Raw genomic sequence first — 23,525 nt, 5'->3', positions numbered from 1 at the left:
GCGGCGTCAGAATCAGGCCGCGTCCGCCTGCACCACGCCCCCGGGCGCGGAGGGCAGTGCCGGGCGCACGGGGACGGCCGCGTCGTGCGCGGCGAGGAACGCGTCGACCGCCGCGTTCCACCCGAAGCACTCCGCACGCGCGCGTGCCGCCTCGCGCCGGTCCGCCTCCAGGCGTTCCAGCAGGAGGTCCACGCCGTCCGCGAAGGCCTCACCGTGGTCCGCCGCGACGGCTCCGGCGGAGCCGATCACCTCGGGCAGCGCGGACGACGCGCTCGCCACCACGGGCGTGCCGCAGGCCATGGCCTCCAGTGCGGCGAGCCCGAAGGTCTCGGCGGGCCCGGGTGCCAGGGCGAGGTCGGCGGACGCCTGGAGCGCGCCCAGCAGCCCGCGGTCGAAGACGTGCCCGAGGAAGGTGACCGGCAGGCCGCTCTCGCGCACCCGCTGTTCGAGGCGGGCGCGCAAGGGGCCGTCCCCGGCCACCACCAGCACGGCCCGGCGACCACGCCGCCGCAGCGCCGCCAGGGTGTCCAGCGCCGTTCCGGGCCGCTTCTCCACGGACAGCCGCGAGCACATCACAAGCAGCGTCTCGTCCTCACGCGCGTACCGGGCCCGTACCCCGGGGTCGCGCAGCGCCGGGTGCCGCCGCGCCAGATCGACGCCGAGCGGGGCCCGGACGACGTTGCGGGCACCGATCCGCACGAATTCCCGCTCGGCGAACTCGGTGGTGCACACCACGCGCGAGTAGGTGTGGGCCGTACGGACATTGAGGGCGTCGGCGGCTCGCCGGGCGGCGCCCTCGGGCAGGCCCCAGGTGCGCAGCACCCCGTCGGCCGTCTCGTGCGAGACCATCACGGCCGGAACGCGGGCGCGCCGCGCCCACTTGCCGGTCCACCGCAGGGTCGTCCGGTCGGACACCTCCAGCCGGTCCGGCGCGAGTTCCTCCAGGAGCCGGGCCACCCTCCGTTTGTCGGTGAGGACGCGGTAGCCGCCGGTGCCGGGCAGCAGGGGCCCCGGGAGGGTGATCACCCTTCCCTGCTCGGTCTCGCGGTCGCTCATCCGTTCGCCGGGGACCACGAGGACGGGTTCGTGTCCCGCCGCCTTGAAGCCCTTGCCGAGCTCGCGCAGCGCGGTGCGCAGCCCGCCGGAGGAGGGCGCGACGAAGTTGGCGAGCCGGACGATCCGCAGCGGCCGACGGCCGCTGTCGCCCGAGCGGGAGGCGCTCATGCCGCCACCGCCGTCCGGCGCCCGGCGAGCACGTGCGCATAGTGCCCGATCAGCTGGTCGCCGACGGCCGCCCAGGTGCGGCCCTCGACCATGGCGCGTCCGGCGGCGCCGAAGGCGGCCCGTAGTCCGGCGTCGGCGGCCAGGGACCGCACCGCGCCCCGTACGGCGGTCGCGTCGCGCGGCGGTACCAGCAGGCCGGTGCGCCCGTGGGCGACCAGGTCCAGCGGTCCGCCCGCGGCGGGCGCCACCACGGGCAGGCCGCTGGCCATGGCCTCCTGGACCGTCTGGCAGAAGGTCTCGAACGGGCCCGTGTGGGCGAAGACGTCCAACGAGGCGAAGATCCGGGCGAGGTCGTCACCGGTGCGCCGGCCGAGGAAGACCGCGCCGGGCAGCACCTGCTCCAGGCCGGGCCGGCTGGGGCCGTCGCCGACGATCACGACCCGGACGCCCTCCAGGCCGCAGGCACCGGCGAGGAGTTCGACCTGCTTCTCCGGGGCGAGCCGGCCGACGTAGCCGACGATCAGTTCGCCGTTCGGGGCGAGTTCGCGGCGCAGGACCTCGTCGCGCCGGTCGGGCCGGAACCGTTCGGTGTCCACGCCGCGCGGCCACAGCCTGACCCGGTGGACTCCGTGGGTCTCCAGATCGCGCAGGGCCGCGCCGGACGGGGCCAGGGTGAGGTCGGCGGCGCCGTGGACGGAGCGGATGCGCCGCCAGGCGGCGGCCTCTCCGGCCCCCATGTACGTACGGGCGTAGCCGGCCAGGTCGGTCTGGTACACGGCGACGGCGGGGATGCCGAGGCGGGCGGCGGCGGCCATGCCGCGCACGCCGAGGACGAAGGGGCTGGCGAGGTGGACGACCTCGGCACGGTGCTCGATGAGGGTGGCGGCCAGGCGGCGGCTGGGGAGGGCGACACGGACCTGGGGGTAGCCGGGGAGCGGGAGGGAGGGGACGTGGACGACGGGGCACGGCGCGCAGGCGTCGGGCTTGTCGCCGGGCGCGGGAGCCGGGGCGACGACGACGGGGGCGTGACCGCGATCGACGAGGTGCCGGGCGGTCTGGAGCGCGCAGTGGGCCACGCCGTTCACATCGGGGGGAAAGGATTCGGTCACGATGACGACACGCATACCGGTGTTGTCGCCGTGCCGGACGTGGCCGCGTCAACGTGGATCTTTCCTCACGTGGAACGTCCCATGAGCGTTCTGAGGTACACCCGCGCAGGTCAGGTCGTGTCCATGCGCTCCTGACCCGCGCGTCGTCCCGTGTTCACCCTGGAGGCGCGAATCCGCCCCGGCGTCCCGTCGGGGAGGGGGGTCACACAGCGGTTTCCTCAGGACCGATGCGGCTGCGGACGGCCGTCTGGACCTCGGCCTCCTCGGCCGGGTCGGCGGCGAGCCGGCGCAGTCGCTCGACGACGCGGGTGTCTCCGGTCTCGGCGTGCCGGGCGGCGATCTCCCGGGTGGTCTCCTCGCAGTCCCACAGGCATTCGACGGCGAAGCCGGTGGGGAAGGAAGGGTCGGTGGCGGCGAGGGCCCGGGCGGCGCGGCCGCGCAGATGGGAGGAGGCCGTCTCGCGGTACACATGGCGCAGGACGGGTGCGGCACAGGCGATGCCGAGCCGTCCGGTGCCGTCCACGAGGGTCCACAGGGTCGGCGCGTCGGGGCCTTCGCCCCGTACGGCCTCCCGTAGCGCCGCGAGGACCAGGTCGCGGTCCTGGGCCCCGCCGCGGCAGGCGAGGAGGCGTCCGGCTGCGGCGCCCAGCACCTCCGGCCGCCGGGCCCAGCCGCGCGCCCGGTCCACGGCCGCCAGTGAGCGCATGCGTTCGAAGGCGTCGACGGCGGCGTCCACGACGAGCGTCGAGCCGGTGGCCACGGCGCCCTCGATCAGATCGAGGGCCTCGGGATCGTTGCCGTCGGCGAGGTACCTGAGGGCCGTGCACCGGGCTCCGTCGGTGCCGTCCTTCGCCGCCCGGACGATCTCGGCCCGGTCCTCGGGCCCTGCCACGGCGGTGAGACAGCGGGCGGCCGGCACATGGAGGGCGGCACCCCGCTCGATGCCTTGCTGGGCCCACTCGAAGACGGCCTGCACGCTCCAGCCCGGCCGGGGGCCGGACGGCCGCATCTGCCGCTGCCAGCGGTCGAAGCTGCCGGTTTCGTGGGCTGCGCGCACGCGCGTGGCGACGGATTCGCGCGGATCCTCTGCCCACAGGCGCCAGGGCCGGGGTTCGAAGGCGTCCCGGACGGTGGCGGCCAGCTCGGCGTCACCCTCCGGATCGGCCGGGAACCGGGCGAGGACGGGTGCGGCGAGGGCGCGCAGACCCGCGTCGTCGTCCCTGAGGGCCAGTTCGTCGAGGGCCCAGGCCCAGTTGGAGCCGTGGGCGGCGTACCTGCGCAGCAGTTCGAGGGCGTCCCGCCTGCCGTAGGAGGCGAGGTGCCCGAGGACGGCCAGGGCGAGCCCGGTGCGGGACTCGTCGGTGTCGAGGACGTCCTCGGCGCAGAAGAGATGGGCCTCGACCTCGTCCAGCTCGCCGTTCAGGTCGAGGTAGAGGCGGGCGTAGTAGAGGGAGCGGTTCTCCACCTGCCAGTCGTGGCGGGGATCGCGCAGCACACAGTGGTTCAGCGCCGCCAGCGCCTCGGGGCGCGGGGCGGTGAGCGCGTGCAGCGTGCCGTCACCGCGGCCCCGCTGGAGCAGGCCGAGCAGCGTACCGCTGGGCGCTATGACCGGATCGAACATGGGAAACAGCCTCACATCAAGCGTCGACGCAACCGGGGACGTGAACTACCTGGCCGCGCGACAACACGTCGGAGTGCCCGCCGTTTCCTGCTTGCTGTAGACCATCTTCCTCTGCCTCTCGTCGGTGGTCCTTGCGGACCGCGTCACGGCCCGCGCGGTGCGGCAACCTCTGCCCAACCATCACGTCCGTGAACCACGTCGTCATGATGACTCGGCACTCTCGTCCACCGCGACCGAAATTTCGGCGGCCTTGTACCGCCTCCCCCGTTTTCCGTGTCGTGCCTGGTCAGGTCGGTCGGCTCAGTGCTCGCCGAAGAGTTCGAGCAATTCGGTCCGCCCGAACATCCGGGCGGTGTCGACCGCAGAGGGCGTGCCGGAGGACGGGTCGGCTCCGCCTTCCAGAAGGACCTTGATCACGTCCGTCTCGCCCTTGAAGACCGCTCCGGCGAGCGGGGTCTGGCCTCGGTCGTTGATCCGGTCGGCCTCGGCACCGCGTTCCAGCAGCGCCCGCACCGCGTCGGAGTGGCCGTGATAGGCGGCGAGCATCACGAGCGAGTCGCCGCGGTCGTTGGTGAGGTTGGCCGGAACACCGGCGTCGACGTACGCCACGAGGGCCTCGGTCTGTCCCCGCCGGGCCAGATCGAAGATCCTGGTCGCCAGCTCCACGACCTCGGGGTCGGGGACTTCGGTCATCGGCCGGACCGCCTCTCCATCACGCGTCTGCTCAGGGTGTACGCCTGCGGGGGCGCAGCCGTACGAGTGAATCGCCAGGGTACTGGCTCGCGCGGCACATGACCCGATGTGCCCGAGGTAAAGATCAGCACAGACCCGGACAAGCGCAACAGCCCGGCTCCACCGGGCGCGGGGCCACTCCACCGCACAGGGGAAATAGTACGAATTTCACCCAGTTGCACCTTTTATCGTATGGATACATCCTGTGAGCCTGGAAGTACTCATGGTGACTGTCCCCGCGAACCAGGAGAACTCAAATGATCCTCTCCATCTCAGGCGTGGTCCTGCTCGGCATCGTCGTCTTCATCTTCTTCCGCAAGGACGGACTGAAGGCGTCGCATGCCGTGGTCGCCATGCTGTTCGGCTTCTATCTGGCGAGCACGGCCATCGCCCCGAGCATCAAGGCGGGCGGCGAGAGCCTGGCGAGCCTCCTCGGCGGAATCAAGTTCTGACGGCCCGGTTCCCCGTGCGCATCCCGCCCGTACGCACTCACTGGAGGCAGTAGTGGCCCGGCGCCCCCTCCCCCGCATTCTGAGCAGCGGCAGCGCGCAGCTCGCCCGGAGCCGGGAGCTGGCCCGGACGGCCGCCGACGGCGCCACCGACGTCCTCCACCCGCTGATCACGATCATGCGGGGTCTGCGCCGGCTGGCAGCGGCCGGACGGCGCAGATGGACCGAGACACCCAAGGAGCGACGAGGGGCGCTGCTGTTCCTGGTGGCCTCCGTGGTCCTGGTGGTGGCGCTGGTGCCTTACGGGCCGCTGCTCGCCGGCATCACCCTGATGGCGGCGGCGGCCTGGCAGGGCCGGGACCGGGCCGCTTCGGCGTCCGACGGGCCCGACGAGTCGCAGAGCCAGCGGCTGAAGTCGCTGTACGAGGCGCTCGTGCCGTACTTCTCCGCCGCCGAGGACCCCGAGCCGCTGTACTCCCACGGCGGCGCGTGGGACAAGGCCTTCCCCACCTACGCGTTCGACGGCGACGGCCGGATCTCGCAGCTGGTGGTGCGCTACCCGGCGTACTTCACCGACGGCGAGGCCGAGGCCCGCGCCCGCATCGAGCACGTCCTGGCGGCCAAGTCGGGCCGGGGCCGCGAATACCACTTCACGTGGGACGAGGAGGGCAATCAGTTGACGGTCGGCGTCCTCCTGCCGCTGCCCGTCGACATCGCCGCCCAGCGTTTCGTCACCACCCCCGGCGAGACGGTCCTGGGCTTCACCGACCCCACCCGGGTCCAGCGCACCCTGCCCCTCACCCACGGGGAACGCCGCCGCGACGTGCCGCCGGTCATCTGGCGCACGGGCCCGCGCTCCACCGAGCCGCACCTGCTGGCACTCGGCCAGCCGGGAAGCGGCACCTCCACCCTGCTGCGATCCATCGCCCTGCAGGCCCTGCGGCACGGCGATGTGGTGATCATCGACGGCGGCGGCACCGGTGAGTACGCCTGCCTCACCGGCCGGGACGGCGTCCTGGCCGTCGAGGCCGGGCTCGCCGGGGTCACGGCCAGCCTGGAGTGGGCGGCGACCGAGACGGAGCGCCGCCTCACGTCCGCCAACCGCGCCCACCAGGCGGGGCACCCGCCGCCGGACGACACCAAGCGCCCGCTGTGGATCCTCCTCGACCGGCCCACGGCGTTCACCCATCTGGCCGCCGCGGACGGCCGCAAGGATCCGCAGTCGCTCCTCCAGGTCCCCCTCCGTCACGGTCGCCCGGCGAACGTGACGGTCGTCGTGGCCGACCAACTGGACAGCATGGACGCCCTCAGCGACCCGGTGCGCCGGCACACCCGCGCCCGCGTGGTCCTGGGCCCGGCGACGACGGACCAGCTCGAGTCGGGGCTGGGCGCGCCCCCGCACACCACCCCCATCGACCAGCTCCCGCCCGGCCGCGGGTACGCCCGCCTGGGCATGGGCCCGGTCCACCGCCTGCAGGTTCCCGCCACCCCGAACCCCTACGACGACGCGACGCCCGACGCCCTGTGCCAGGCGGTCCTGGACCTCCTCCCACCCCGGACGGCCCCGGCGGACGGGGAGACGATCCCGGAGCAGGACCAGTCGGCGGGCGAACCGGAGCCGGTACCGACGGCAGGGGAATCGGAGCCGGTGACGACGTCCGGCGAACCGGAGCGAGTGCCGGCGTCCGGCGAACCGGAGCGAGTGCCGGTGGCCGGCGAACCGGAGCGGGTGCCGGTGGCCGTAGGGCCCGTGGCTCCGGAAGCGAAACCCGGCCCGGTACCGGTCCTCGGTCAGGACCCCCTGCCGCATCCGGCGCCGGTCCTGACGAAACCCTCGGAAGCGGATCACTCGTAGCCCGCCAGGCCACGGGCGATCCGCCCCGACCTAGGCGACGAACGTGCGCGGCGCCTCCGCGCTCCCGACGGCTCCGCTCTCCACCAGTCCCGCGGCCGCGGCCAACCGCACGGCCGCCTCCTCGGCCACCGCGCCCCCGACGGTGAACGGCAACCGCACATACCCCTCGAACGCCCCGTCCACCCCGAAACGCGGCCCCGACGGCACCCGCACCCCGACACGCTCCCCCGCCTCGGCCAGCCGCGAACCGGACAGCCCTCCCGTGCGCACCCAGAGCGTCAGCCCGCCCTGAGGCACCTCGAACTCCCAGTCGGGCAGCTCCCGCCGCACCGCGGCGACCAGCTCGTCCCGGTTCGCCCGGGCCTGCTCCCGCCGCACCTCCACGGCCTGCTCCCAGCCCCCGGTCCCGAACAGCCAGTTCACCGCCAGCTGTTCCAGCACCGGGGTACCGAGGTCGGCATACGCCCGCGCGGCGATCAGACTGCGGATCACGTCCGGCGCGGCCCGCACCCAGCCGATCCGCATACCGGCCCAGAAGGCCTTGCTCGCCGACCCCACCGTGATCACCGTGGACCCGGCCGGGTCGAACGCGCACACCGGCCGCGGCATCCGTAGCTCCGCGTCGAACCACAGCTCGCTCATCGTCTCGTCGGCGATCAGCACGGTCCCCGCGGACCGCGCCGCGTCCACCAGCCGCCGACGCTGGTCCTCGTCCGCGAGCGCCCCGGTGGGGTTGTGGAAGTCGGCGACGACGTAGGCGATGCGGGGCGCGGCGTCGCGCAGGACCTGCCGCCAGCGGTCCATGTCCCAGCCGGTGAGCCCCTCCGCCATGGCGACGGGCACGAGCCGGGCCCCGGCCTCCCGCATCAGCTGGAGGATGTTGGCGTACGAGGGCGACTCGACGGCGATGCGCTCGCCCCGCCCGGCGAACAGATGGCAGATGGCGTCGATCGCGCCCATCGCCCCGGTCGTCACCATGATCTGCTCGGGCATGGTGGGAATCCCCCGCGCGGTGTACCGCTCGGCGATCATCGCCCGCAACGCGGGCAGCCCTGCGGGATAGTCGCCGTGCGTGTGCGCGTAGGGCGGCAGTTCCTCCAGGGCGCCCTGGACGGCCCGGGTGAGCCAGGGCTCGGGAGCCGGCAGGGCGGCGCAGCCCAGGTCGATCATCGAGCCGAGGGCCTCCGGCGGCAGGGGCTCGAGCCCTCGCGCGGGCAGCGGGTTCCCGGCCGGCACCGCGGTCCAGCTGCCCGCGCCGCGCCGGGACTCGAGGAACCCCTCACTGCGCAGCGCCTCGTAGGCGGCGGCGACCGTCGTGCGGCTGACGGACAGGGAGAGTGCGAGTTCGCGCTCAGCGGGCAGCCGGGCGGCCACCGGGACCCGTCCTTCGAGCACCAGCAGGCGGATGCCGTCGGCGAGCGCGCGATAGGCCGGCGGCCGGCGCGTACCGGGTCCAGCCGGTCGGTCCTGCTGGGAGCTGAGGAGCCGGGCGAGTTGCGCCGCCCCCACAGCCGAGGTCCACTCCGCCATCGAAATCAGTCCACCTTCCCCGGATTGGCCATGGATGGCCTCTCCATCCAAGCCACAGGGTGTCATACAGCAGTCCACTACCACCACAGGGGGGCACATCATGTTCACGCGGGGACGTCTGGCCCGGCGGCTCGTCCAGCTCTACGCCGGTCTCGCGCTGTACGGAGCGAGCTCGGCCCTGCTCGTCCGCTCGGGTCTCGGGCTGGAGCCGTGGAACGTGCTGCACCAGGGCCTGGCCGAGCGGACCGGCCTGCCGATCGGCGTCGTGCTGACGCTGGTGGGCGCCGCGGTGCTGCTCGCGTGGATTCCGCTGCGCCAGCGACCGGGCCTCGGCACGATCTCCAATGTGCTGGTCATCGGCCTGGCGATGGACACGACGCTGGTCCTGGTGCCCGACGCGCACGGTCTGACGCCGCGCATCACACTGCTGGTGGGGGGGATCGTCCTGAACGGGGCGGCGACCGGCCTGTACATCGCGGCCCGGTTCGGGCCGGGCCCGCGCGACGGTCTCATGACCGGACTGCATCAGCTCACGGGCGTCTCGATCCGTCTGGTGCGCACGGGCATCGAGCTCACGGTCGTGGCGACCGGCTTCGCCTTGGGCGGCACCGTCGGGATCGGCACCCTTCTGTACGCCCTGGCGATCGGCCCGCTCGCGCAGGTGTTCCTGCGCGTGTTCGCCGTCCCCCCGGCATCCGGTGACAGCACGGCCGTTGCCATCGCTCAACCCCGAGGGGCGATACTGCGTCCGTGACCCCGCGGATACGCCACCCCTACCTCGGCCATCCCGGCCCGATCGCCTTCGCCCACCGGGGCGGGGCTGCGGACGGCCTGGAGAACACCGTGCGGCAGATCCGGTGTGCCGTGGAGGCCGGCTACCGGTACATCGAGACCGACGTCCACACCACCCGGGACGGCAAGCTCGTCGCCTTCCACGACGCGACGCTGGACCGGGTGACGGACGGGACGGGCCGGATCGCCGACCTGCCGTGGCAAGTGGTGCGGCAGGCGCGCGTGGCGGGCGAGGAACCGCTCCCCCTCTTCGAGGAGCTCCTGGAGACCTTCCCCGACGTGCGCTGGAACGTCGACGTCAAGGCGGAGGCCGCCCTGCTGCCCTTCCTGGACCTGGTCGGGCGGACTGACTCCTGGGACCGGATCTGCCTCGGCTCGTTCTCCGAGGCTCGTGTGGTGCGTGCCCAGCGGCTGGCCGGCCCGCGCCTGGCCACGTCGTACGGCACCCGGGGTGTGCTCAGTCTGCGGCTGCGCTCCTGGGGGCTGCCGGCGGCGGTGCGCCGCTCGGCGGTGGCCGCGCAGGTCCCCGAGATCCAGTCCGGCATCCAGGTCGTGGACGGGCGCTTCCTGCACGCCGCCCATGCGCGAGGGCTCCACGTCCACGTGTGGACGGTCAACGACGCCGAGAGCATGCACCGGCTTCTGGACCTGGGCGTGGATGGCATCATGACCGATCACATCGACACGTTGCGCGAGGTCATGGAGGACCGCGGCGTCTGGGTCTGAGACCCCGGTCCGTCCTCTCCACGCGTTCGCGGGGAAGCGAGGGCACGGGTGGGCCACGACACCGTGCGGACACCACCGGCCGACGGCGCCGCGGCGCTGAGGCGCGAGCAGCGCGGCTGGTACGTCTACGACTGGGCCTGCTCCGTCTATTCGACGAGCGTGCTCACCGTGTTCCTCGGCCCCTATCTCACCTCGGTCGCCAAGTCGGCGGCCGACGCCGACGGGTACGTCCACCCCCTCGGCGTACCGGTGCGGGCCGGGTCCTTCTTCGCCTACTCGGTGTCCTTGTCGGTGATCGTGGCCGTGCTGGTGCTGCCCCTGGTGGGTGCGGCGGCCGACCGCACCGGCCGCAAGAAGCCCCTCCTCGCGGCCGCCGCCTACACCGGCGCCACGGCGACGACGGCCATGTTCTTCCTGGACGGTGACCGCTACCTGCTCGGCGGCGTCCTCCTGATCGTGGCGAACGCCGCACAGTCGGTGGCGATGATGCTCTACAACTCCTACCTGCCGCAGATCGCGCCGCCCGAGCGGCGGGACGCGGTCTCCTCCCGCGGCTGGGCCTTCGGTTACGCCGCCGGCTCGCTGGTTCTGGTCGCCAACCTGGTCCTCTACACCGGCCACGAAGGCTTCGGGCTCTCCGAGAGCGCGGCCGTCCGCATCTGCCTGGCGTCGGCCGGGCTGTGGTGGGGCGCGTTCGCCCTCGTCCCGCTGCGGCGGCTGCGCGATCGCAGGACCGCCGTCCGGGAGGCGGCCCTCCCCGGCTTTCGGCAGCTCGCGGCGACCGTCCGCGACATGCGCCGCCACCCGCTGACCCTGGCCTTCCTGCTCGCGTACCTGGTCTACAACGACGGCATCCAGACGGTGATCTCCCAGGCCTCGGTCTACGGTTCCGAGGAACTGGGCCTCGGTCAGTCCACACTCATCGGCGCGGTCCTGCTGGTGCAGGTGCTGGCGGTGGCGGGCGCGCTGACCATGGGCCGGCTGGCCCGGGTGTACGGGGCCAAACGCACGATCCTCGGCTCGCTGGTCGCGTGGACGGTGACGCTGGCGGCCGGGTACTTCCTGCCGGCCGGGGCGCCGGGGTGGTTCTTCGTCCTGGCCGCCGGGATCGGCCTGGTCCTCGGCGGCAGCCAGGCGCTGTCCCGATCCTTGTTCTCCCATCTGGTCCCGGCCGGCAAGGAGGCCGAATACTTCGCGGCGTACGAGGTGAGCGACCGCGGCATGAGCTGGCTGGGACCGCTGCTGTTCGGGGTCACCTACCAGCTGACCGGAAGCTACCGGGACGCGATCATCTCGTTGGTGGCGTTCTTCGTCCTCGGGTTCGGGCTGCTCGCACGGGTTCCGGTTCGGCGTGCGATCACCGAGGCGGGGAACCCGGTCCCCGAAAGGATTTAGCACTCAAGGCGAAAGGGCTGTAGTGTACGCGTTTGGCCTGCCAGGCGGACCGTTACTGCGCGTCAAAGATGCCGAAACGCTGGGTTATATCTGTTATCAGATGTGACAAACCGGGCGCTGGTGGGTACAACAAGGGCGGCTACGACGGCGACGCATGACCCGGAACGGGACTCGGAACGGGAATCTTTACCGCCGACCGGACGTTGACCGGATGACGACGACAGCGACACCTGTCCTGTGGGCGACAAGCCCGGGAGGCACGATTCATGAGTGAGCGAGCTCTTCGCGGCACGCGCCTCGTGGTGACCAGCTACGAGACGGACCGCGGCATCGACCTGGCCCCGCGCCAGGCCGTGGAGTACGCATGCGAGAAGGGGCACCGCTTCGAGATGCCCTTCTCGGTCGAGGCGGAGATCCCGCCGGAGTGGGAGTGCAAGGTCTGTGGGGCCCAGGCACTCCTCGTGGACGGCGATGTCCCTGAAGAAAAGAAGGGCAAGCCCGCGCGTACGCATTGGGACATGCTGATGGAGCGGCGCACCCGTGAGGAACTCGAAGAGGTCCTCGAGGAGCGCTTGGCGGTTCTGCGCTCCGGTGCGATGAACATCGCTGTTCATCCCCGAGACAGCCGCAAGTCGGCATAGCCCCTCCAGGGTCTGGCCGAAGTAAACAGCACATCAGTAAGACCGCGGGCGCCGTACGAGATGTACGGCGCCCGCGGTCTTCTGCGTGCCCGGGCCCGATGCCGGACCGGCTGGGCCCGGGACGGCACGGCTCAGTGCGTCAGCGGCGGCCGCGGGGCGTCCTCCGGCTCGTCCCTGATGACCTCGCCCTGGACGACCTTGCCGTCGGGTTGGCGCATACGTGCCTGCTGGAACGCGCCGCCCAGGGTGCCCGGGCGGGCCTGCCGGAGCTTGCGCTCGAAGGTGCGCTCGGCGGAGCGGCTCACGGCCTTCTGGACCGGCGGCAGCAGCAGGAGCAGGCCCACCGCGTCCGACACCAGGCCCGGGATCATCAGGAGCAGGCCGCCCAGCATCATCAGGCCGTTGCCCTCGCTGCCCGGCCGGGCCGCCTCGGGCATCGCTCCGCCCTGCTGCTGTTGCAGCGTCTTCGAGAGCTTGCGGAAAGCCCGCCGGCCGGCCCTCTTGATGACGACGGAGCCGAGAACGAGACCGGCCAGCAGGACGAGGAGGACCACCAGCCCGTTGGTCGCCCCCGCGACCATCGTGAGCAGCCAGATCTCCAGCACCAGCCACACGGCGACACCCAGCGGCAGGAAGGTGCGCAGCCGGGAGCGCCTGGGCCGGGCAGGGGACAGAGGGGTCTGAGCGCCAGTCGTCATGCCCCCAGTGTGCCTGGCCCCGGCTCAGCGCGGCGTAAGGCCACCATCAGCTGATTCTGTGAACGGCTGCCCGGGAAGGAACCCGACGGCGCTACGGCTTCGACGGCTTTGCGGCGCGCCCCGTGACCTTGCCGAACCGCTCCCCCACGCCCCAGGCCGTGACACGCCACAGCGCCTCGACGAGGATGTCGCGGCTCATCTTGGAGTCGCCGAGTTCCCGTTCGACGAAGGTGATGGGCACCTCGATCACGTGGTAGCCGGCCTTGACCGCGCGGCGGGCGAGGTCCACCTGGAAGCAGTAGCCCTGGGAGGCGACCTCCTCGAGGCCGAGGCCTTGAAGTGTCTCGCGGCGGAAGGCACGGTAGCCGCCGGTGATGTCGCGCAGCGGCAGATCGAGCGCCAGCCGGGAGTAGAGGCTGCCGCCCCGGGAGATCACCTCGCGGGACTTCGGCCAGTTCACCACCCGGCCGCCGGGCACCCAGCGCGATCCCAGCACCAGGTCGGCGCTCTTCAGGGCGGTGAGCAGACGGGGCAGTTCCTCGGGTTGGTGGGAGCCGTCGGCGTCCATCTCGATCAGCACGCCGTAGTCCCGCTCCAAGCCCCAGCGGAAGCCCGCGAGGTAGGCGGCGCCCAGGCCCTCCTTGCCCTTGCGGTGCAGAACGTGGACGTGGTCGTCCTCGACGGCCAGTTCGTCGGCCAGCTTGCCCGTGCCGTCGGGGCTGTTGTCGTCGGCCACGAGCACATGCGCCTCGGGGACGGCCTTGCGCACCCGGCCGACGATGCTCTTGATGTTCTCCGCCTCGTTGTAGGTCGGGATGATCACCAAGGCCGTGCCGAGCGGGCCGAACTTCCTCCCCTGGGCCCCTGCCGCGAGGGTTCCGTCGCCGTCGTTCACCACTGCCCCTTCATGTCCATACGCAGACGTCCACCATAGTGGGCCCGGCCTGCGCCGACATGACAGGGCGTTCGAATCGGGGTGTCGAATCGGCACGACGCGGTTAGGAACGCGCTTCCGGGTGCTCACGTACGGCGGATGGGGGCCCGGCGCCCTTCGGGCCGACCTGGGATCCGCCGGCTGCGGATCGACCGAAAGCCGTTGTCTACTGAGCGCCCGGGCCCCACCCGGGTCACACCTCCCCGACCGGCCGGAACATCCCTCGGCGCTGCGCCGGCCTGAGCCTGGCTCCCAGTGGCGGTGCCCCGGTGCGGCACACCGTCCCTGACCCGGCGGCGCCGCGGCGAGTGCTCGGACGTTCCCCGGTCGGGCGTCCGGTGGTGGACTCCGCCGAACCTACCGGCCTCCTCCGGCCGCCTGTCAACAGCCGTTCGACCTGCGCATCTTCGGGCAAAGCCCTGGTCAGCGCGGAGGATGCGCAGGTCGAACGCCGGGGCCGCGGCGCACGACCGCGTGCGCGCCACCCCCGTACATCACTCGCCCGGCCGTACGAAGACCGTGCGTCCGCCCACCACGGTGCGCAGGCAGACGGGCAGGTCGCGGCCCGGGGTCAGGTCGGGCAGACCGGGCGTGCCGGAACGGGGATCCGTCGACCAGCGCGCCACACGGTCGTCCGGGGCCTGGACGACGAGTTCGCCGGTGCGCCAGACGGCGTAGTCGGCCGGGGCGCCCGGGACCAGAACGCCCGCGTCGTCCCGCCCGACGGCTCGCCAGCCGCCGCGCGTGTGCGCCGTGAACGCGGCGCGCACGGAGACGCGGTGCTCCGGCGTGCGGTGGAAGGCGGCGGCCCGGACCGTGCCCCACGGATCGAGCGGGGTGACCGGGCTGTCGGAGCCGAAGGCGAGCGGCACACCGGCGCGCAGCAGGGCCGCGAAGGGGTTGAGGGCGCGGGCCCGTTCGGCGCCCAGGCGCTGCGCGTACATGCCCTCCTCGCCGCCCCACAGGGCGTCGAAGGCGGGCTGCACCGAAGCGGTGAGGCCGAGTTCGGCGAAGGCGGCGACACTCTCCGGGGTGAGCATCTCGGCGTGCTCGACGCGGTGGCGTGCGGCCCGGATCCGGGCGAGGCCGAGCTTCTCGGCGGCGGCGCGCACGCCCTCCACCACGGCGTCCACGGCCGCGTCGCCGATGGCGTGGAAACCGGCCTGCAGGCCCTCCTCGGTGCAGGCCATGACGTGCGCCGCGACCGCGGCGGCGTCCAGATAGGCGATGCCGGTGTCCCCGGTGTCGGCGTACGGCTGGTGCAGGCAGGCGGTGTGGGAGCCGAGGGCGCCGTCGACGAACAGGTCCCCCGCGGCTCCGGCCGCGCCCAGCTCGCGGGCCTTGGCGACGTCCTGTTCGGCCCAGTAGCCGACGACACGGGGTCCGGGTTCCGCTGCGGCGAGGCGCAGCAGGCCGGTGAAGTCGTCCTCGGAGGAGATCTCGGGCCCGGCGCACTCGTGGACCGTGCCGATGCCGAGCGAGACGGCATGCGCGAGGGCGGCGCGCTGCGCCTCGGTGCGCTGCCGTGGCGTCACGGCCGCGAACGCGGCGGCCCGCACGGCGTGATGGGCGCCGGCGGTGAGGGGACCGTCCTCGCGGGTGACCTCGGGAACCAGGTCGAGCAGGGCGGTGCTCACCACCGCCGAGTGGACGTCGATCCGGCTGAGGTAGAGAGGCCGGTGCCCGGTGGCCTCGTCGAGCTCGGCCCGCGCCGGGGGCCGGCCACCGGGCCAACGGGCGGCGTCCCAGCCGTGCCCGAGCAGCACGCGGTCGTCCGGGCGGGCCGCGGCGAAGTCCCGCACGAGGGCGAGGGCGGCTTCGAGGGTGGGGGCGCCCGACAGATCGAGACCGGTCAGGGCGAGCCCGGTGGCCGTGGTGTGCACATGCGCATCGGTGAACGCGGGGGTCACCAGGGCCCCGTCGAGGTCGACCACCTCGTCGACGCCGTCGGCAAAGGCGTCAGCGGCCCCCTCGGACCCCACCCACGCGATCTGTCCCCGCTCCACAACCATGGCGGTGGCGAAGGGATCGGCGGGGCTGTGCACCTCGCCACGGCGGAGCAGAACGGTCTTCGGCGGCACACGGGACTCACTCATGGGGACAGTCTCACAGGCCGCCCTTCGACGCCCCGCGAAGGGGCGCGGGACGATGCCGATCTGCGCCTCCGCCGCGCGGGCGCGGTCCGGCACACAGGCACCGCAGCCGCAGTACCGACCGGTCAGATCCTGGGAGGCCGCGCCTCGTAGGGCGTGGACAACACCACAGTCGTCCGGGTCGACACCCCGGCCAGTGACCGCAGCCGGGCCAGCAGCTCCTCCAGCTCGTGCGGTGTGGCGACCCGCACCTTGAGGATGTAGTTCTCGTCCCCCGCGACGCTGTGGCACGCCTCGATCTCCGGCACGCCGGCCAGCCGGTCCGCGATGTCGTCGGGCGCGCTGGGATCGAACGGTTTCACCGAGATGAACGCCGTCATCGGCAGCCCCACGGCCTCCGGGTCGACGACCGCGGCATAGCCCCGGATGACACCCCGCTGCTCCAGCCGCCGCACCCGCTGATGCACGGCCGACGTGGACAGGCCCGTGGCCTTGCCCAGGTCGGTGTAGCTCATCCGCCCGTCCTTGACGAGCAGCTGCACGATCTGTCGGTCCAGCTCCTCCATGGCGCAAGAACCTACAGTGCGGCTGATCTCCCGGGATACCTGAGCGGCCCAGGTCATGCCCGCTTCGTGATGTGGGCGGAAGCCGGCTGTCAGCCGTCCGGGGGACAAACACACCGCAGCGGACACCTGCGCGGGGCATGTGACGAACGCCACAACCCTCGAACAGTCTCCGTAATGTTCTCGTGATTACCGCCCAGGGGGCGCGGGAAGTGCTTGCTGTGGTCGAGGCCGCAGTGCCTGATACGGCCCAGCCCTAGGGGGAGAACCCAATGCAGAGTCTTAAGCGCCCTGGTCGCACCGCACCCAAGCGGCAGCAGCTCGTCGTCGAGCCCGAGCCGGAGGGTGTCGAACCCGACGCCTTCGACGACGAACTCGACGCCTACGACACGTTCGAGATGTTCCGGGTCGTCTGCCCGGACTGCGCGCAGCCCATCGCCCTGCTGGCGGACGAGGAGGTTCTGCCGGAGCACGCGATGTGCGCCTCGCCGTGGAACCCCTTCGGGCTCACGGTCTGCGCCGGAACCGGCCGCAGGGCCGCGGACGCCCGCCCCGCGGACGAGTCCGTGGAACCTCAGGAGCAGGACACCGCCCTGCTGTTGACGCTCCCTCAAGGGCTCGACTGGCGGACCCAGCCCTTCTCGCACGTCGGCGGCCCGGGCTCGCGCCCCATCAGGGTCCCCGTCATGCGCCGCCACGCGGCCTGAGCGCGGGCCTTCTCCGCCCGCCCGCTCCACTCCCGTAGCTGCCCCGCGCCACGGCATCGCAGACCGCCGTGGCGCGGGACCCCTGCGCCCGGAGCCGGGCCGATCCGGGCGGGCACTGAACGCACGGCCGATTCCACCATCCGGTGACCTGTCCGGGCTCTGCCGCGTTGCCCTGGTATGACCCCCATCTCCTCAGCGACCGGGCGTCAGCGCCTCCTGTACGTCCCACCGCCCGCAGAATCGGTTCGGCCGGCTCCGCCCCGTTATCAGGACCCGCCGATCTACCGCGACCTGATGCGGACCTGGGCCGAGGGTGGCCGCACCCTGCCGGGCCGGCACGACCCGGAGTGGATGCGGCTCGCGGCCCCCTGGCGAGGCCTCGACCAGTTCAGCGTCCCTCTGGGCCCACGAGATGGCGGGCGATGACCATCCGCTGGATCTGGTTGGTGCCCTCCACGATCTGCAGCACCTTGGCCTCGCGCATGTAGCGCTCGGCCGGGAAGTCGGCGGTGTAGCCGTAGCCGCCGAGGATCTGCACGGCGTCGGTGGTGACCCGCATCGCCGTGTCGGTGCAGTGCAGCTTGGCCATGGCGGCCTGCCGCGCGAAGGGCCGGCCCGCGTCCTTCAGCCGTGCCGCGGCGAGGTAGAGCGCGCGGCCGGCCTCGATCTGCGTCGCCATGTCGGCGAGCATGAACCGCAGCCCCTGGAAATCGGCGATCGGCTTGCCGAACTGGCGCCTCTCGGTCGCATAGGCCAGTGCCTCGTCGAGAGCCGCCTGCGCCACGCCGATGGCGCACGCCGAGATGCCGAGCCGTCCCGAGTCGAGCGAGGACAGCGCGATCGCGAAGCCCTGCCCCTCCTCGCCGATGCGCCGGTCGTCCGGGACGCGGACGCCGTCGAAGTGGATCTGCGCGGTGGGCGAGCCCTTCATGCCCATCTTCTTCTCCGGCAGGGCGGCGCTCAGCCCTTCGGCGTCGCCGGGCACCAGGAACGCGCTGATCCCGCGCGGGCCCTCCTCGCCGGTGCGCGCCATCACCGTGTAGAAGTCGGCGATCCCGCCGTGCGTGATCCAGGCCTTGGTGCCGGTGATCACCCAGCCGTCACCGTCCCGCACGGCCTTGGTGCGCAGGGCGGCAGCGTCCGAGCCGGAGTGCGGTTCGGAGAGGCAGTAGGCGCCGAGCAGGCCGCCGCCGAGCATCGCGGGCAGGTGCTCGGCCTGCTGCTCCTTGGTGCCGTAGGCGGCTAGCGCGTAGGAGGCCAGGGAGTGGACGCTGACGCCGAGACCGACGGTGAGACGGGCGGCGGCGAGCTCCTCCAAGACCTGGAGGTAGACCTCGTAGGGCTGGTCACCGCCGCCGTACTCCGAGTCGTACGGCAGGCCGAGCAGTCCTGAGCGGGAGAGCAGGGTGAACAGCTCGCGCGGGAAGCGGCCGGCGTCCTCCTCCTCGGCCGCCTTCGGGGTGATCTCCTGCTGCGCGATGTCGCGCACGAGCGAGATCAGGTCCCGGGCCTCCTCCGTGGGCAGTTGTCGGTCCACCGGCTGCGGGGCGCGGTCGGGCATGGCGACGCTCTCCTCCCTGTCGGGCACTGGCGGGCGGGCCCATGGGTGGGGGCGGCGCCGCCGGGTCGTTCTGATGCCTGGCCGATGCTCGCAGTCCCGGGTCTCGGAAGCTGCTGACCAGCGGCTGTGCGCTGTGAGTATGCCCGATCGGAGGCATCCCGTCACCAGTTAACGACCGCTTACTTCAAGAAATGGCGGTGCGCGCCGGGACGGCGAAATTGGTCCGCACCATTGACCCAACTGGTCTAGTCCTCCTACTGTTTCGCTCCACCGATTCACCGCGTTCATGCCAATGGGCGCGGCGTTCACCTCTCCCCACGAGGAGACACCGGATGCACACCCCCCACCCCTCCCGCTTCCGGGCCATCGTGTCCTTGGCCTGTTGCGCCGTACTCGGCGCCGGTCTGCCGGCCGGCGCGGGCACCTCCGCCTTTGCGGCGACCTCGGCTCAGAAGGCCGCCGCAGCCACGACGGACGCTCCCGGCACCAGGGCCGCAGGCTCCAAGGTCATCGGGTACTTCACCGAATGGGGCACCTACGACCGCAAGTACTACGTCAAGAACATCGAGACGTCCGGGTCGGGCGGCAAGCTCACCCACATCAACTACGCCTTCGGCAACGTCACCGGCGGCAAGTGCGCCATGGGCGACGGGTACGCCGCCACCGACCGGGCCTACACCGCCGCCGAGTCCGTCGACGGCAAGGCCGACACCTGGGACCAGCCACTGCGCGGCAACTTCAACCAGCTGCGCAAGCTCAAGCAGAAGCACCCGGACCTCAAGGTCCTGTGGTCCTTCGGCGGCTGGACCTGGTCGGCCGGCTTCGGCGAGGCCGCGAAGAACCCGGCCGCCTTCGCCCAGTCCTGCTACGACCTGGTCGAGAACTCCAAGTGGGCCGATGTCTTCGACGGCATCGACATCGACTGGGAGTACCCGAACGCCTGCGGCGCCACCTGCGACACCAGCGGCAAGGCGGCCTTCAAGAACCTGATGCAGGCCTTGCGCACCACGTTCGGCCCACGCAATCTCGTCACCGCGGCGATCACCGCCGACGCCACCCCGGGCGGCAAGATCGACGCGGCGGACTACGCGGGCGCCGCCCGGTACGTCGACTGGTACAACCCGATGACGTACGACTTCTTCGGTGCCTGGGACGCCGCGGGTCCGACCGCTCCGCACTCACCGCTGACCTCGTACTCCGGCATCCCGAAGGCGGACAACCACAGCGCGGCGACCATCGCGAAGCTCAAGAACCTCGGCATCCCGGCCTCGAAGCTGCTGCTCGGCATCGGCTTCTACGGCCGCGGCTGGACCGGTGTGACGCAGTCCGCCCCGGGCGGCACCGCGACCGGCCCGGCGGCGGGTACGTACGAGCAGGGCATCGAGGACTACAAGGTCCTCAGGACCAAGTGTCCGGCGACGGGGACGGTGGCCGGCACGGCGTACGCCAAGTGCGGCAGCAACTGGTGGAGCTACGACACCCCGGCCACCATCGGCACCAAGATGAACTACAAGAACCAGCAGGGTCTGGGCGGCACGTTCTTCTGGGAGCTGAGCGGCGACACGTCGAACGGTGAGCTGATCAAGGCCATCAAGTAACACCCGGAGCGAAGGGGCGGAGGTCCGCTGCGGACCCTCCGCCCCTTCGTCATGCGCCCCGGCGGGCGGGCTGCGGGGCCGGGTGGGCCGGGTCGAGTTCCTCGATCGCGCGCAGAGCGCCGCCGAGGGTCTTCACGAGCAGCTCGCACATGGTGGCGCGGGGCAGTTCGGGACGGTCGATCCATTCGAGCGTGGCACCCTCGACGCTGCACATCCAGGCCAGCAGCCCCATCCGCGCCAGCGCGGTGATGTCGACACGGCCGTACGCCCCCTCGGCGATGGTCGTCACCACCGCCTCGCGCACCCCGTCGCGCAGCGCGTGCACTTCGGTGTCGAAGCCGACGCCGCCGCTGACGATCGTGCGGTACGCGGCCTGGTTGTGCTCGGCGTAGCGCAGATAGCTGTCGACGGTGCGCTGGACCCGGTCGACCGGGGGCAGCTCGGGACCGCTCGCCGCCAGTGTGACCAGCTCGGTGACCGAGTCCTGGATGATGGCCAGGTAATAGCCGCGCTTGGACTGGAAGTAGTAGTAGATCAGCCCCTTGGCGACGTGCGCCTGCCGGGCGATGTCGTCCATCGACAGGGCGTCGTAGGAGATGTCGGCGAACAACCTCCGCCCGATGGCGATGAGTTCGGCACGGCGCGCCATCGAGCGCTCGGTGCCGCGGGCCTTGGGGCGCGCGGCAGGCTGGGGGCTGATGTTCAAGGTCGACCCTGGTCTCGACGGGCGGGGGCGGGACCTCCGCAGTATGGCAGGCGCCGACGCCGGGCCGTGGGTCAGGTCACAGCAGCCCGAGCTGGGTCACGAGCATCGCGACGACCACGACGAGGGCCCATCCCATGACGTGCTCGACGATCTTCGGGCCGTCTTCCTGAGGGCCGCCGGTGCGGGCGCGGGTGGCGGTGACGGAGTACGCGGTCATGGCTTCTCGCAGGGTCGGTGGTGCGGACGGACTCCCCCCTAAGTCCTGTCCACCTTGCCACCGGGAGCGGCTTTTGCGGCCGAGAGCTTGGTCACACGCGGATGCCCACGGCCGCCAGGGCCTTGCGCTGGACGGCGCTCGGGCGGGCCGGGAAGTACAGATAACAGATGCCGCCGGTACCGGAGACGACCTTGCCGGAGGCGTTGTACCGCTTCGTCCTGAGCCAGATGTTCTCCCACTCGCGCCTGCGGTAGACGCGTCGCACGGCCTCGTCGGTCGCGGAGAAGGGATCGTTGGCGATCACGTCGCCCTCGGCGGTGAAGCCGATGACGGTCATCAGGTGCCCGGCGGTGCCGTACCCGGCGCCGGTCAGCTCCTCCTTGAGGAACGACTGGGACGTTATGGCCGGGATGCCCGCGGCGATCAGCCTCTCCAGTTCGGTGAGCGAGCCGAGCCGGGTGACCACGCCCTGGAGGTCCTCGTACGTGGCCGCGTATGCGGCGTTGAACGGCCAGTTGCCGCACCCCCCGTACTGGTAGTCGTACGTGAACCGGGCCGCGTGGCAGACCTGCGGATCGGTGTACGACGGGTCGACCCAGGCGAGTTGCTCCTCGGTGAGCCGGCCGCCCCAGTACTCGATGATCATCTGGGAGGACGTCGGGCTGCACCAGGCTTCGCCACCGTTGTCGTACTCGGGATACCGGCCCTTGTGGATCTCCTGCGAGTAGCGCGGGACGGCCAGTTCCTTCGCGAGGCCGGGCGCGGACGCCGGGACGGTGAACCGGTCGGGCACGTCGGAGCCCATGGCGCCGAGCCGCCAGACGGTGGGCGTGGCCTTGGTGCCGGGCTTGCGGTAGAGGGTCAGGCGCAGCCGGTACGAGGCCAGGCGCAGGCCGGTCGGCGGGTCGTCGATCGCCAGGGTGTCGGTCCAGACCGTGCTCTTGCCGTCGCCCTGGTCGTCGACCGACGTGCGCCGGATGTCCTGGTCGCCCGCCGCCCAGCGGCCCATCACGTACCAGGGGGTGCTGGTGCCGTCGGTGTAGGTGCCCCTGATCTCGGCCTGGATCCAGGTGCCGACGGGGGTGCGCGCGTTCCAGGAGACGACCGCCTCGGTCGCGGGGACGGTGAACCGGTGGACGGGCGAGGTCCAGGTGCCGTACTCCCACGCCGCGGTGGTGCCGGTGTGCGGGTCCGTGTAGTCGGCCGTTGCGACGGGGCCGGCGATCACCAGGCCCGGGCGGGCGCCCGCGACGGCCCGGGTGCCCCTGGCGGTTCCGCCGCGCCAGTCGCCGTAGGAGATCCAGGCCCGGTTGTCGACGGTGGGGGCCGGGACCGCCCGGGCGGGGTCTGCGGTGTCGGTCGTCATGGGAGCCTCGGGATCGGCGGCCGCCGGACCCGCGCCCGCGGTGACGGCGGCGGCGACCGCGGCGGCCAGGACGGTTCTGCGGGAGGGCTGTTCGGCTCTGCGCATGGCGGGGACCCCCGGATGTCGGAGTCGGGCAGGGGCGGGACAGGTCCGCGCACGGCCGGACGCATCCGTGCGTGCGCCACATATGAGCACAGCCCGCCGTGTCCTGCCAGCACTTCGACGCGCGCCACGCCCACCAATATTGGCGTCGACCAGTGGCGACCGCGCAGGACACCGTCGTTAGAGTGCTGGGCGAGATGAATCCGTCCTTCCGCCCCGCACCGGGCCCCGCCGTCCACGAGCTGGCCACCCGGATCCGCCGTCTCTCCCCCTCCTGCGGCCCGGTCCGCCTCGTCGGCGTCGACGGCCACGCCGGGTCCGGAAAGAGCACGTTCACCGGGCAGTTGGCCACGGCGCTGGGCGGTGCGCCGGTGCTGCGCCTCGACGACGTCGCCAGCCACGACGCGCTCTTCGACTGGACCGGGCGGCTGCTGGACCAGGTGATCGAGCCGCTCTCCCAGGGCCGGACCGCGCACTACACCCCCTACGACTGGCGGGATCGCCGCTTCGGCGCGCCGGTCCCGCTCCCGCCCGCTCCGGTGCTCCTCCTGGAGGGCGTCGGCGCGGGGCGCCGGGCGCTGCGCCCCCACCTGGCCCTTCTGCTGTGGATGGAGCTGCCGCGTGAGGAGGCCTGGGCGCGAGGACGGTCGCGGGACGGGCCCGAGCAGCGGGAATTCTGGGACGGCTGGGTCCCGGCGGAACGCCGGCACTTCGCCGGCGATCCCTCGCGACCGTTCGCCGACCTTCTGGTACAGCAGGAGAATGAGGGATATGAGGTGCTCGTGGGACCTGCTGGGACCGCTGGACCGGACCAGCCCCTCACGGACGGTGACGGACCGCCCGCAGTGTGCTGAACTGGTGAAGGGGCCTTGCGGGAGGTCTCGCCGCAGTGCCTCAACTCGGCTT

General features: G+C 72.2%; 22 protein-coding genes. 9 read left to right on the top strand and 13 right to left on the bottom strand.

Annotation, left to right across the window (positions count from 1 at the left end; all coding sequences use genetic code 11):
• Positions 1–12 precede the first annotated feature (12 nt).
• The 4 genes from ACIQHQ_RS26655 to ACIQHQ_RS26640 form a co-directional block, all read right to left on the bottom strand.
• The gene (locus ACIQHQ_RS26655; protein WP_402615970.1) at positions 13–1,224 is read right to left on the bottom strand and encodes a glycosyltransferase; all 1,212 of its coding nucleotides are present in this window, start codon (positions 1,222–1,224) and stop codon (positions 13–15) included.
• Positions 1,221–2,348 (bottom strand): glycosyltransferase family 4 protein, encoded by a 1,128-nt coding sequence (locus ACIQHQ_RS26650; RefSeq protein WP_402615967.1) that lies wholly within the window; start codon positions 2,346–2,348, stop codon positions 1,221–1,223. The genes ACIQHQ_RS26655 and ACIQHQ_RS26650 overlap by 4 nt, the downstream gene beginning before the upstream one ends.
• 187 nt (positions 2,349–2,535) lie before the next feature.
• Positions 2,536–3,954 (bottom strand): HEAT repeat domain-containing protein, encoded by a 1,419-nt coding sequence (locus ACIQHQ_RS26645; RefSeq protein WP_402615964.1) that lies wholly within the window; start codon positions 3,952–3,954, stop codon positions 2,536–2,538.
• A gap of 300 nt (positions 3,955–4,254) precedes the next feature.
• A complete protein-coding gene (locus ACIQHQ_RS26640; RefSeq protein ID WP_402615961.1) occupies positions 4,255–4,647 on the bottom strand; it encodes an ankyrin repeat domain-containing protein in 393 nt (130 codons plus the stop codon).
• 296 nt (positions 4,648–4,943) lie between these two features.
• Here ACIQHQ_RS26640 and ACIQHQ_RS26635 point away from each other — a divergent pair, with 296 nt between their 5' ends.
• Both ACIQHQ_RS26635 and ACIQHQ_RS26630 read left to right on the top strand, forming a co-directional pair.
• Positions 4,944–5,138 (top strand): hypothetical protein, encoded by a 195-nt coding sequence (locus ACIQHQ_RS26635; RefSeq protein ID WP_030843336.1) that lies wholly within the window; start codon positions 4,944–4,946, stop codon positions 5,136–5,138.
• A 52-nt stretch (positions 5,139–5,190) separates the two neighbouring features.
• Positions 5,191–6,990 (top strand): hypothetical protein, encoded by a 1,800-nt coding sequence (locus tag ACIQHQ_RS26630; protein WP_402615957.1) that lies wholly within the window; start codon positions 5,191–5,193, stop codon positions 6,988–6,990.
• A gap of 30 nt (positions 6,991–7,020) precedes the next feature.
• On the opposite strand, the gene ACIQHQ_RS26625 is transcribed toward ACIQHQ_RS26630, so the two are convergent.
• Positions 7,021–8,520 (bottom strand): PLP-dependent aminotransferase family protein, encoded by a 1,500-nt coding sequence (locus ACIQHQ_RS26625; RefSeq protein WP_402615954.1) that lies wholly within the window; start codon positions 8,518–8,520, stop codon positions 7,021–7,023.
• 100 nt (positions 8,521–8,620) lie between these two features.
• Between ACIQHQ_RS26625 and ACIQHQ_RS26620 the strand changes: the two genes are divergently transcribed.
• From ACIQHQ_RS26620 to ACIQHQ_RS26605, 4 genes are all read left to right on the top strand, one after another.
• On the top strand, positions 8,621–9,274 hold the full coding sequence (locus ACIQHQ_RS26620; RefSeq protein ID WP_402615952.1) for a YitT family protein: 654 nt from the start codon (positions 8,621–8,623) through the stop codon (positions 9,272–9,274).
• Positions 9,271–10,038 (top strand): glycerophosphodiester phosphodiesterase, encoded by a 768-nt coding sequence (locus ACIQHQ_RS26615; protein WP_402615950.1) that lies wholly within the window; start codon positions 9,271–9,273, stop codon positions 10,036–10,038. Before ACIQHQ_RS26620 ends, ACIQHQ_RS26615 begins: the two co-directional genes overlap by 4 nt.
• A 48-nt stretch (positions 10,039–10,086) precedes the next feature.
• Positions 10,087–11,433: an MFS transporter gene (locus ACIQHQ_RS26610; protein ID WP_402615947.1), complete on the top strand. Its 1,347-nt coding sequence runs from the start codon at positions 10,087–10,089 to the stop codon at positions 11,431–11,433.
• A 266-nt stretch (positions 11,434–11,699) separates the two neighbouring features.
• Entirely contained in the window at positions 11,700–12,074 is a 375-nt protein-coding gene (locus ACIQHQ_RS26605; protein ID WP_030247095.1) for an RNA polymerase-binding protein RbpA, read from the top strand.
• A gap of 131 nt (positions 12,075–12,205) precedes the next feature.
• Here ACIQHQ_RS26605 and fxsA read toward each other — a convergent pair whose 3' ends face one another.
• From fxsA to ACIQHQ_RS26585, 4 genes are all read right to left on the bottom strand, one after another.
• Positions 12,206–12,772: an FxsA family membrane protein gene (gene fxsA, locus ACIQHQ_RS26600; RefSeq protein ID WP_402615944.1), complete on the bottom strand. Its 567-nt coding sequence runs from the start codon at positions 12,770–12,772 to the stop codon at positions 12,206–12,208.
• A 91-nt stretch (positions 12,773–12,863) separates the two neighbouring features.
• The gene (locus tag ACIQHQ_RS26595; RefSeq protein ID WP_402615941.1) at positions 12,864–13,667 is read right to left on the bottom strand and encodes a polyprenol monophosphomannose synthase; all 804 of its coding nucleotides are present in this window, start codon (positions 13,665–13,667) and stop codon (positions 12,864–12,866) included.
• A gap of 533 nt (positions 13,668–14,200) precedes the next feature.
• Positions 14,201–15,802: an amidohydrolase gene (locus tag ACIQHQ_RS26590; protein ID WP_402615938.1), complete on the bottom strand. Its 1,602-nt coding sequence runs from the start codon at positions 15,800–15,802 to the stop codon at positions 14,201–14,203.
• A gap of 122 nt (positions 15,803–15,924) precedes the next feature.
• The gene (locus tag ACIQHQ_RS26585; protein ID WP_004002750.1) at positions 15,925–16,365 is read right to left on the bottom strand and encodes an Lrp/AsnC family transcriptional regulator; all 441 of its coding nucleotides are present in this window, start codon (positions 16,363–16,365) and stop codon (positions 15,925–15,927) included.
• A gap of 269 nt (positions 16,366–16,634) precedes the next feature.
• Here ACIQHQ_RS26585 and ACIQHQ_RS26580 point away from each other — a divergent pair, with 269 nt between their 5' ends.
• Positions 16,635–17,069: a hypothetical protein gene (locus ACIQHQ_RS26580; RefSeq protein ID WP_402615934.1), complete on the top strand. Its 435-nt coding sequence runs from the start codon at positions 16,635–16,637 to the stop codon at positions 17,067–17,069.
• Positions 17,070–17,457: 388 nt separating this feature from the next.
• Here the strand turns inward: ACIQHQ_RS26580 and ACIQHQ_RS26575 are convergent, their stop codons facing one another.
• Complete coding sequence (locus ACIQHQ_RS26575; protein ID WP_402615932.1) at positions 17,458–18,630, bottom strand: acyl-CoA dehydrogenase; 1,173 nt, start codon at positions 18,628–18,630, stop codon at positions 17,458–17,460.
• A 332-nt stretch (positions 18,631–18,962) separates the two neighbouring features.
• On the opposite strand from ACIQHQ_RS26575, the gene ACIQHQ_RS26570 reads away from it, so the two are divergent.
• Positions 18,963–20,228, top strand: a complete 1,266-nt coding sequence (locus ACIQHQ_RS26570) for a glycoside hydrolase family 18 protein (RefSeq protein WP_402615929.1) — start codon at positions 18,963–18,965, stop codon at positions 20,226–20,228.
• 49 nt (positions 20,229–20,277) lie between these two features.
• Here the strand turns inward: ACIQHQ_RS26570 and ACIQHQ_RS26565 are convergent, their stop codons facing one another.
• The 3 genes from ACIQHQ_RS26565 to ACIQHQ_RS26555 form a co-directional block, all read right to left on the bottom strand.
• Positions 20,278–20,934: a TetR/AcrR family transcriptional regulator gene (locus ACIQHQ_RS26565; RefSeq protein WP_402615926.1), complete on the bottom strand. Its 657-nt coding sequence runs from the start codon at positions 20,932–20,934 to the stop codon at positions 20,278–20,280.
• A 76-nt stretch (positions 20,935–21,010) separates the two neighbouring features.
• The gene (locus ACIQHQ_RS26560; protein ID WP_283972519.1) at positions 21,011–21,151 is read right to left on the bottom strand and encodes an SCO1431 family membrane protein; all 141 of its coding nucleotides are present in this window, start codon (positions 21,149–21,151) and stop codon (positions 21,011–21,013) included.
• 91 nt (positions 21,152–21,242) lie between these two features.
• Positions 21,243–22,622 carry a peptidase C39 family protein gene (locus ACIQHQ_RS26555; protein WP_402615923.1) on the bottom strand — a complete coding sequence of 460 codons (1,380 nt, stop codon included), beginning with the start codon at positions 22,620–22,622 and terminating at the stop codon, positions 21,243–21,245.
• A gap of 194 nt (positions 22,623–22,816) precedes the next feature.
• Here ACIQHQ_RS26555 and ACIQHQ_RS26550 point away from each other — a divergent pair, with 194 nt between their 5' ends.
• Entirely contained in the window at positions 22,817–23,473 is a 657-nt protein-coding gene (locus ACIQHQ_RS26550) for a uridine kinase (protein WP_402616063.1), read from the top strand.
• The last annotated feature ends 52 nt before the right edge of the window (positions 23,474–23,525 follow it).

Origin of the sequence: Streptomyces sp. NPDC092370 (assembly GCF_044755265.1) — a bacterium.
Classification (GTDB): domain Bacteria; phylum Actinomycetota; class Actinomycetes; order Streptomycetales; family Streptomycetaceae; genus Streptomyces.
This window is presented reverse-complemented; position numbering and strand designations above follow the sequence as displayed.

What these genes read in the sequence shown, in the direction of transcription:
- ACIQHQ_RS26655 (WP_402615970.1), bottom strand. Translation starts at nt 1,224, where the DNA reads ATGAGCGCCTCCCGCTCGGGCGACAGCGGCCGTCGGCCGCTGCGGATC.
- ACIQHQ_RS26650 (WP_402615967.1), bottom strand. Translation starts at nt 2,348, where the DNA reads ATGCGTGTCGTCATCGTGACCGAATCCTTTCCCCCCGATGTGAACGGC.
- ACIQHQ_RS26645 (WP_402615964.1), bottom strand. Translation starts at nt 3,954, where the DNA reads ATGTTCGATCCGGTCATAGCGCCCAGCGGTACGCTGCTCGGCCTGCTC.
- ACIQHQ_RS26640 (WP_402615961.1), bottom strand. Translation starts at nt 4,647, where the DNA reads ATGACCGAAGTCCCCGACCCCGAGGTCGTGGAGCTGGCGACCAGGATC.
- ACIQHQ_RS26635 (WP_030843336.1), top strand. Translation starts at nt 4,944, where the DNA reads ATGATCCTCTCCATCTCAGGCGTGGTCCTGCTCGGCATCGTCGTCTTC.
- ACIQHQ_RS26625 (WP_402615954.1), bottom strand. Translation starts at nt 8,520, where the DNA reads ATGGCGGAGTGGACCTCGGCTGTGGGGGCGGCGCAACTCGCCCGGCTC.
- ACIQHQ_RS26620 (WP_402615952.1), top strand. Translation starts at nt 8,621, where the DNA reads ATGTTCACGCGGGGACGTCTGGCCCGGCGGCTCGTCCAGCTCTACGCC.
- ACIQHQ_RS26605 (WP_030247095.1), top strand. Translation starts at nt 11,700, where the DNA reads ATGAGTGAGCGAGCTCTTCGCGGCACGCGCCTCGTGGTGACCAGCTAC.
- fxsA (WP_402615944.1), bottom strand. Translation starts at nt 12,772, where the DNA reads ATGACGACTGGCGCTCAGACCCCTCTGTCCCCTGCCCGGCCCAGGCGC.
- ACIQHQ_RS26590 (WP_402615938.1), bottom strand. Translation starts at nt 15,802, where the DNA reads ATGAGTGAGTCCCGTGTGCCGCCGAAGACCGTTCTGCTCCGCCGTGGC.
- ACIQHQ_RS26585 (WP_004002750.1), bottom strand. Translation starts at nt 16,365, where the DNA reads ATGGAGGAGCTGGACCGACAGATCGTGCAGCTGCTCGTCAAGGACGGG.
- ACIQHQ_RS26580 (WP_402615934.1), top strand. Translation starts at nt 16,635, where the DNA reads ATGCAGAGTCTTAAGCGCCCTGGTCGCACCGCACCCAAGCGGCAGCAG.
- ACIQHQ_RS26575 (WP_402615932.1), bottom strand. Translation starts at nt 18,630, where the DNA reads ATGCCCGACCGCGCCCCGCAGCCGGTGGACCGACAACTGCCCACGGAG.
- ACIQHQ_RS26570 (WP_402615929.1), top strand. Translation starts at nt 18,963, where the DNA reads ATGCACACCCCCCACCCCTCCCGCTTCCGGGCCATCGTGTCCTTGGCC.
- ACIQHQ_RS26560 (WP_283972519.1), bottom strand. Translation starts at nt 21,151, where the DNA reads ATGACCGCGTACTCCGTCACCGCCACCCGCGCCCGCACCGGCGGCCCT.
- ACIQHQ_RS26555 (WP_402615923.1), bottom strand. Translation starts at nt 22,622, where the DNA reads ATGCGCAGAGCCGAACAGCCCTCCCGCAGAACCGTCCTGGCCGCCGCG.
- ACIQHQ_RS26550 (WP_402616063.1), top strand. Translation starts at nt 22,817, where the DNA reads ATGAATCCGTCCTTCCGCCCCGCACCGGGCCCCGCCGTCCACGAGCTG.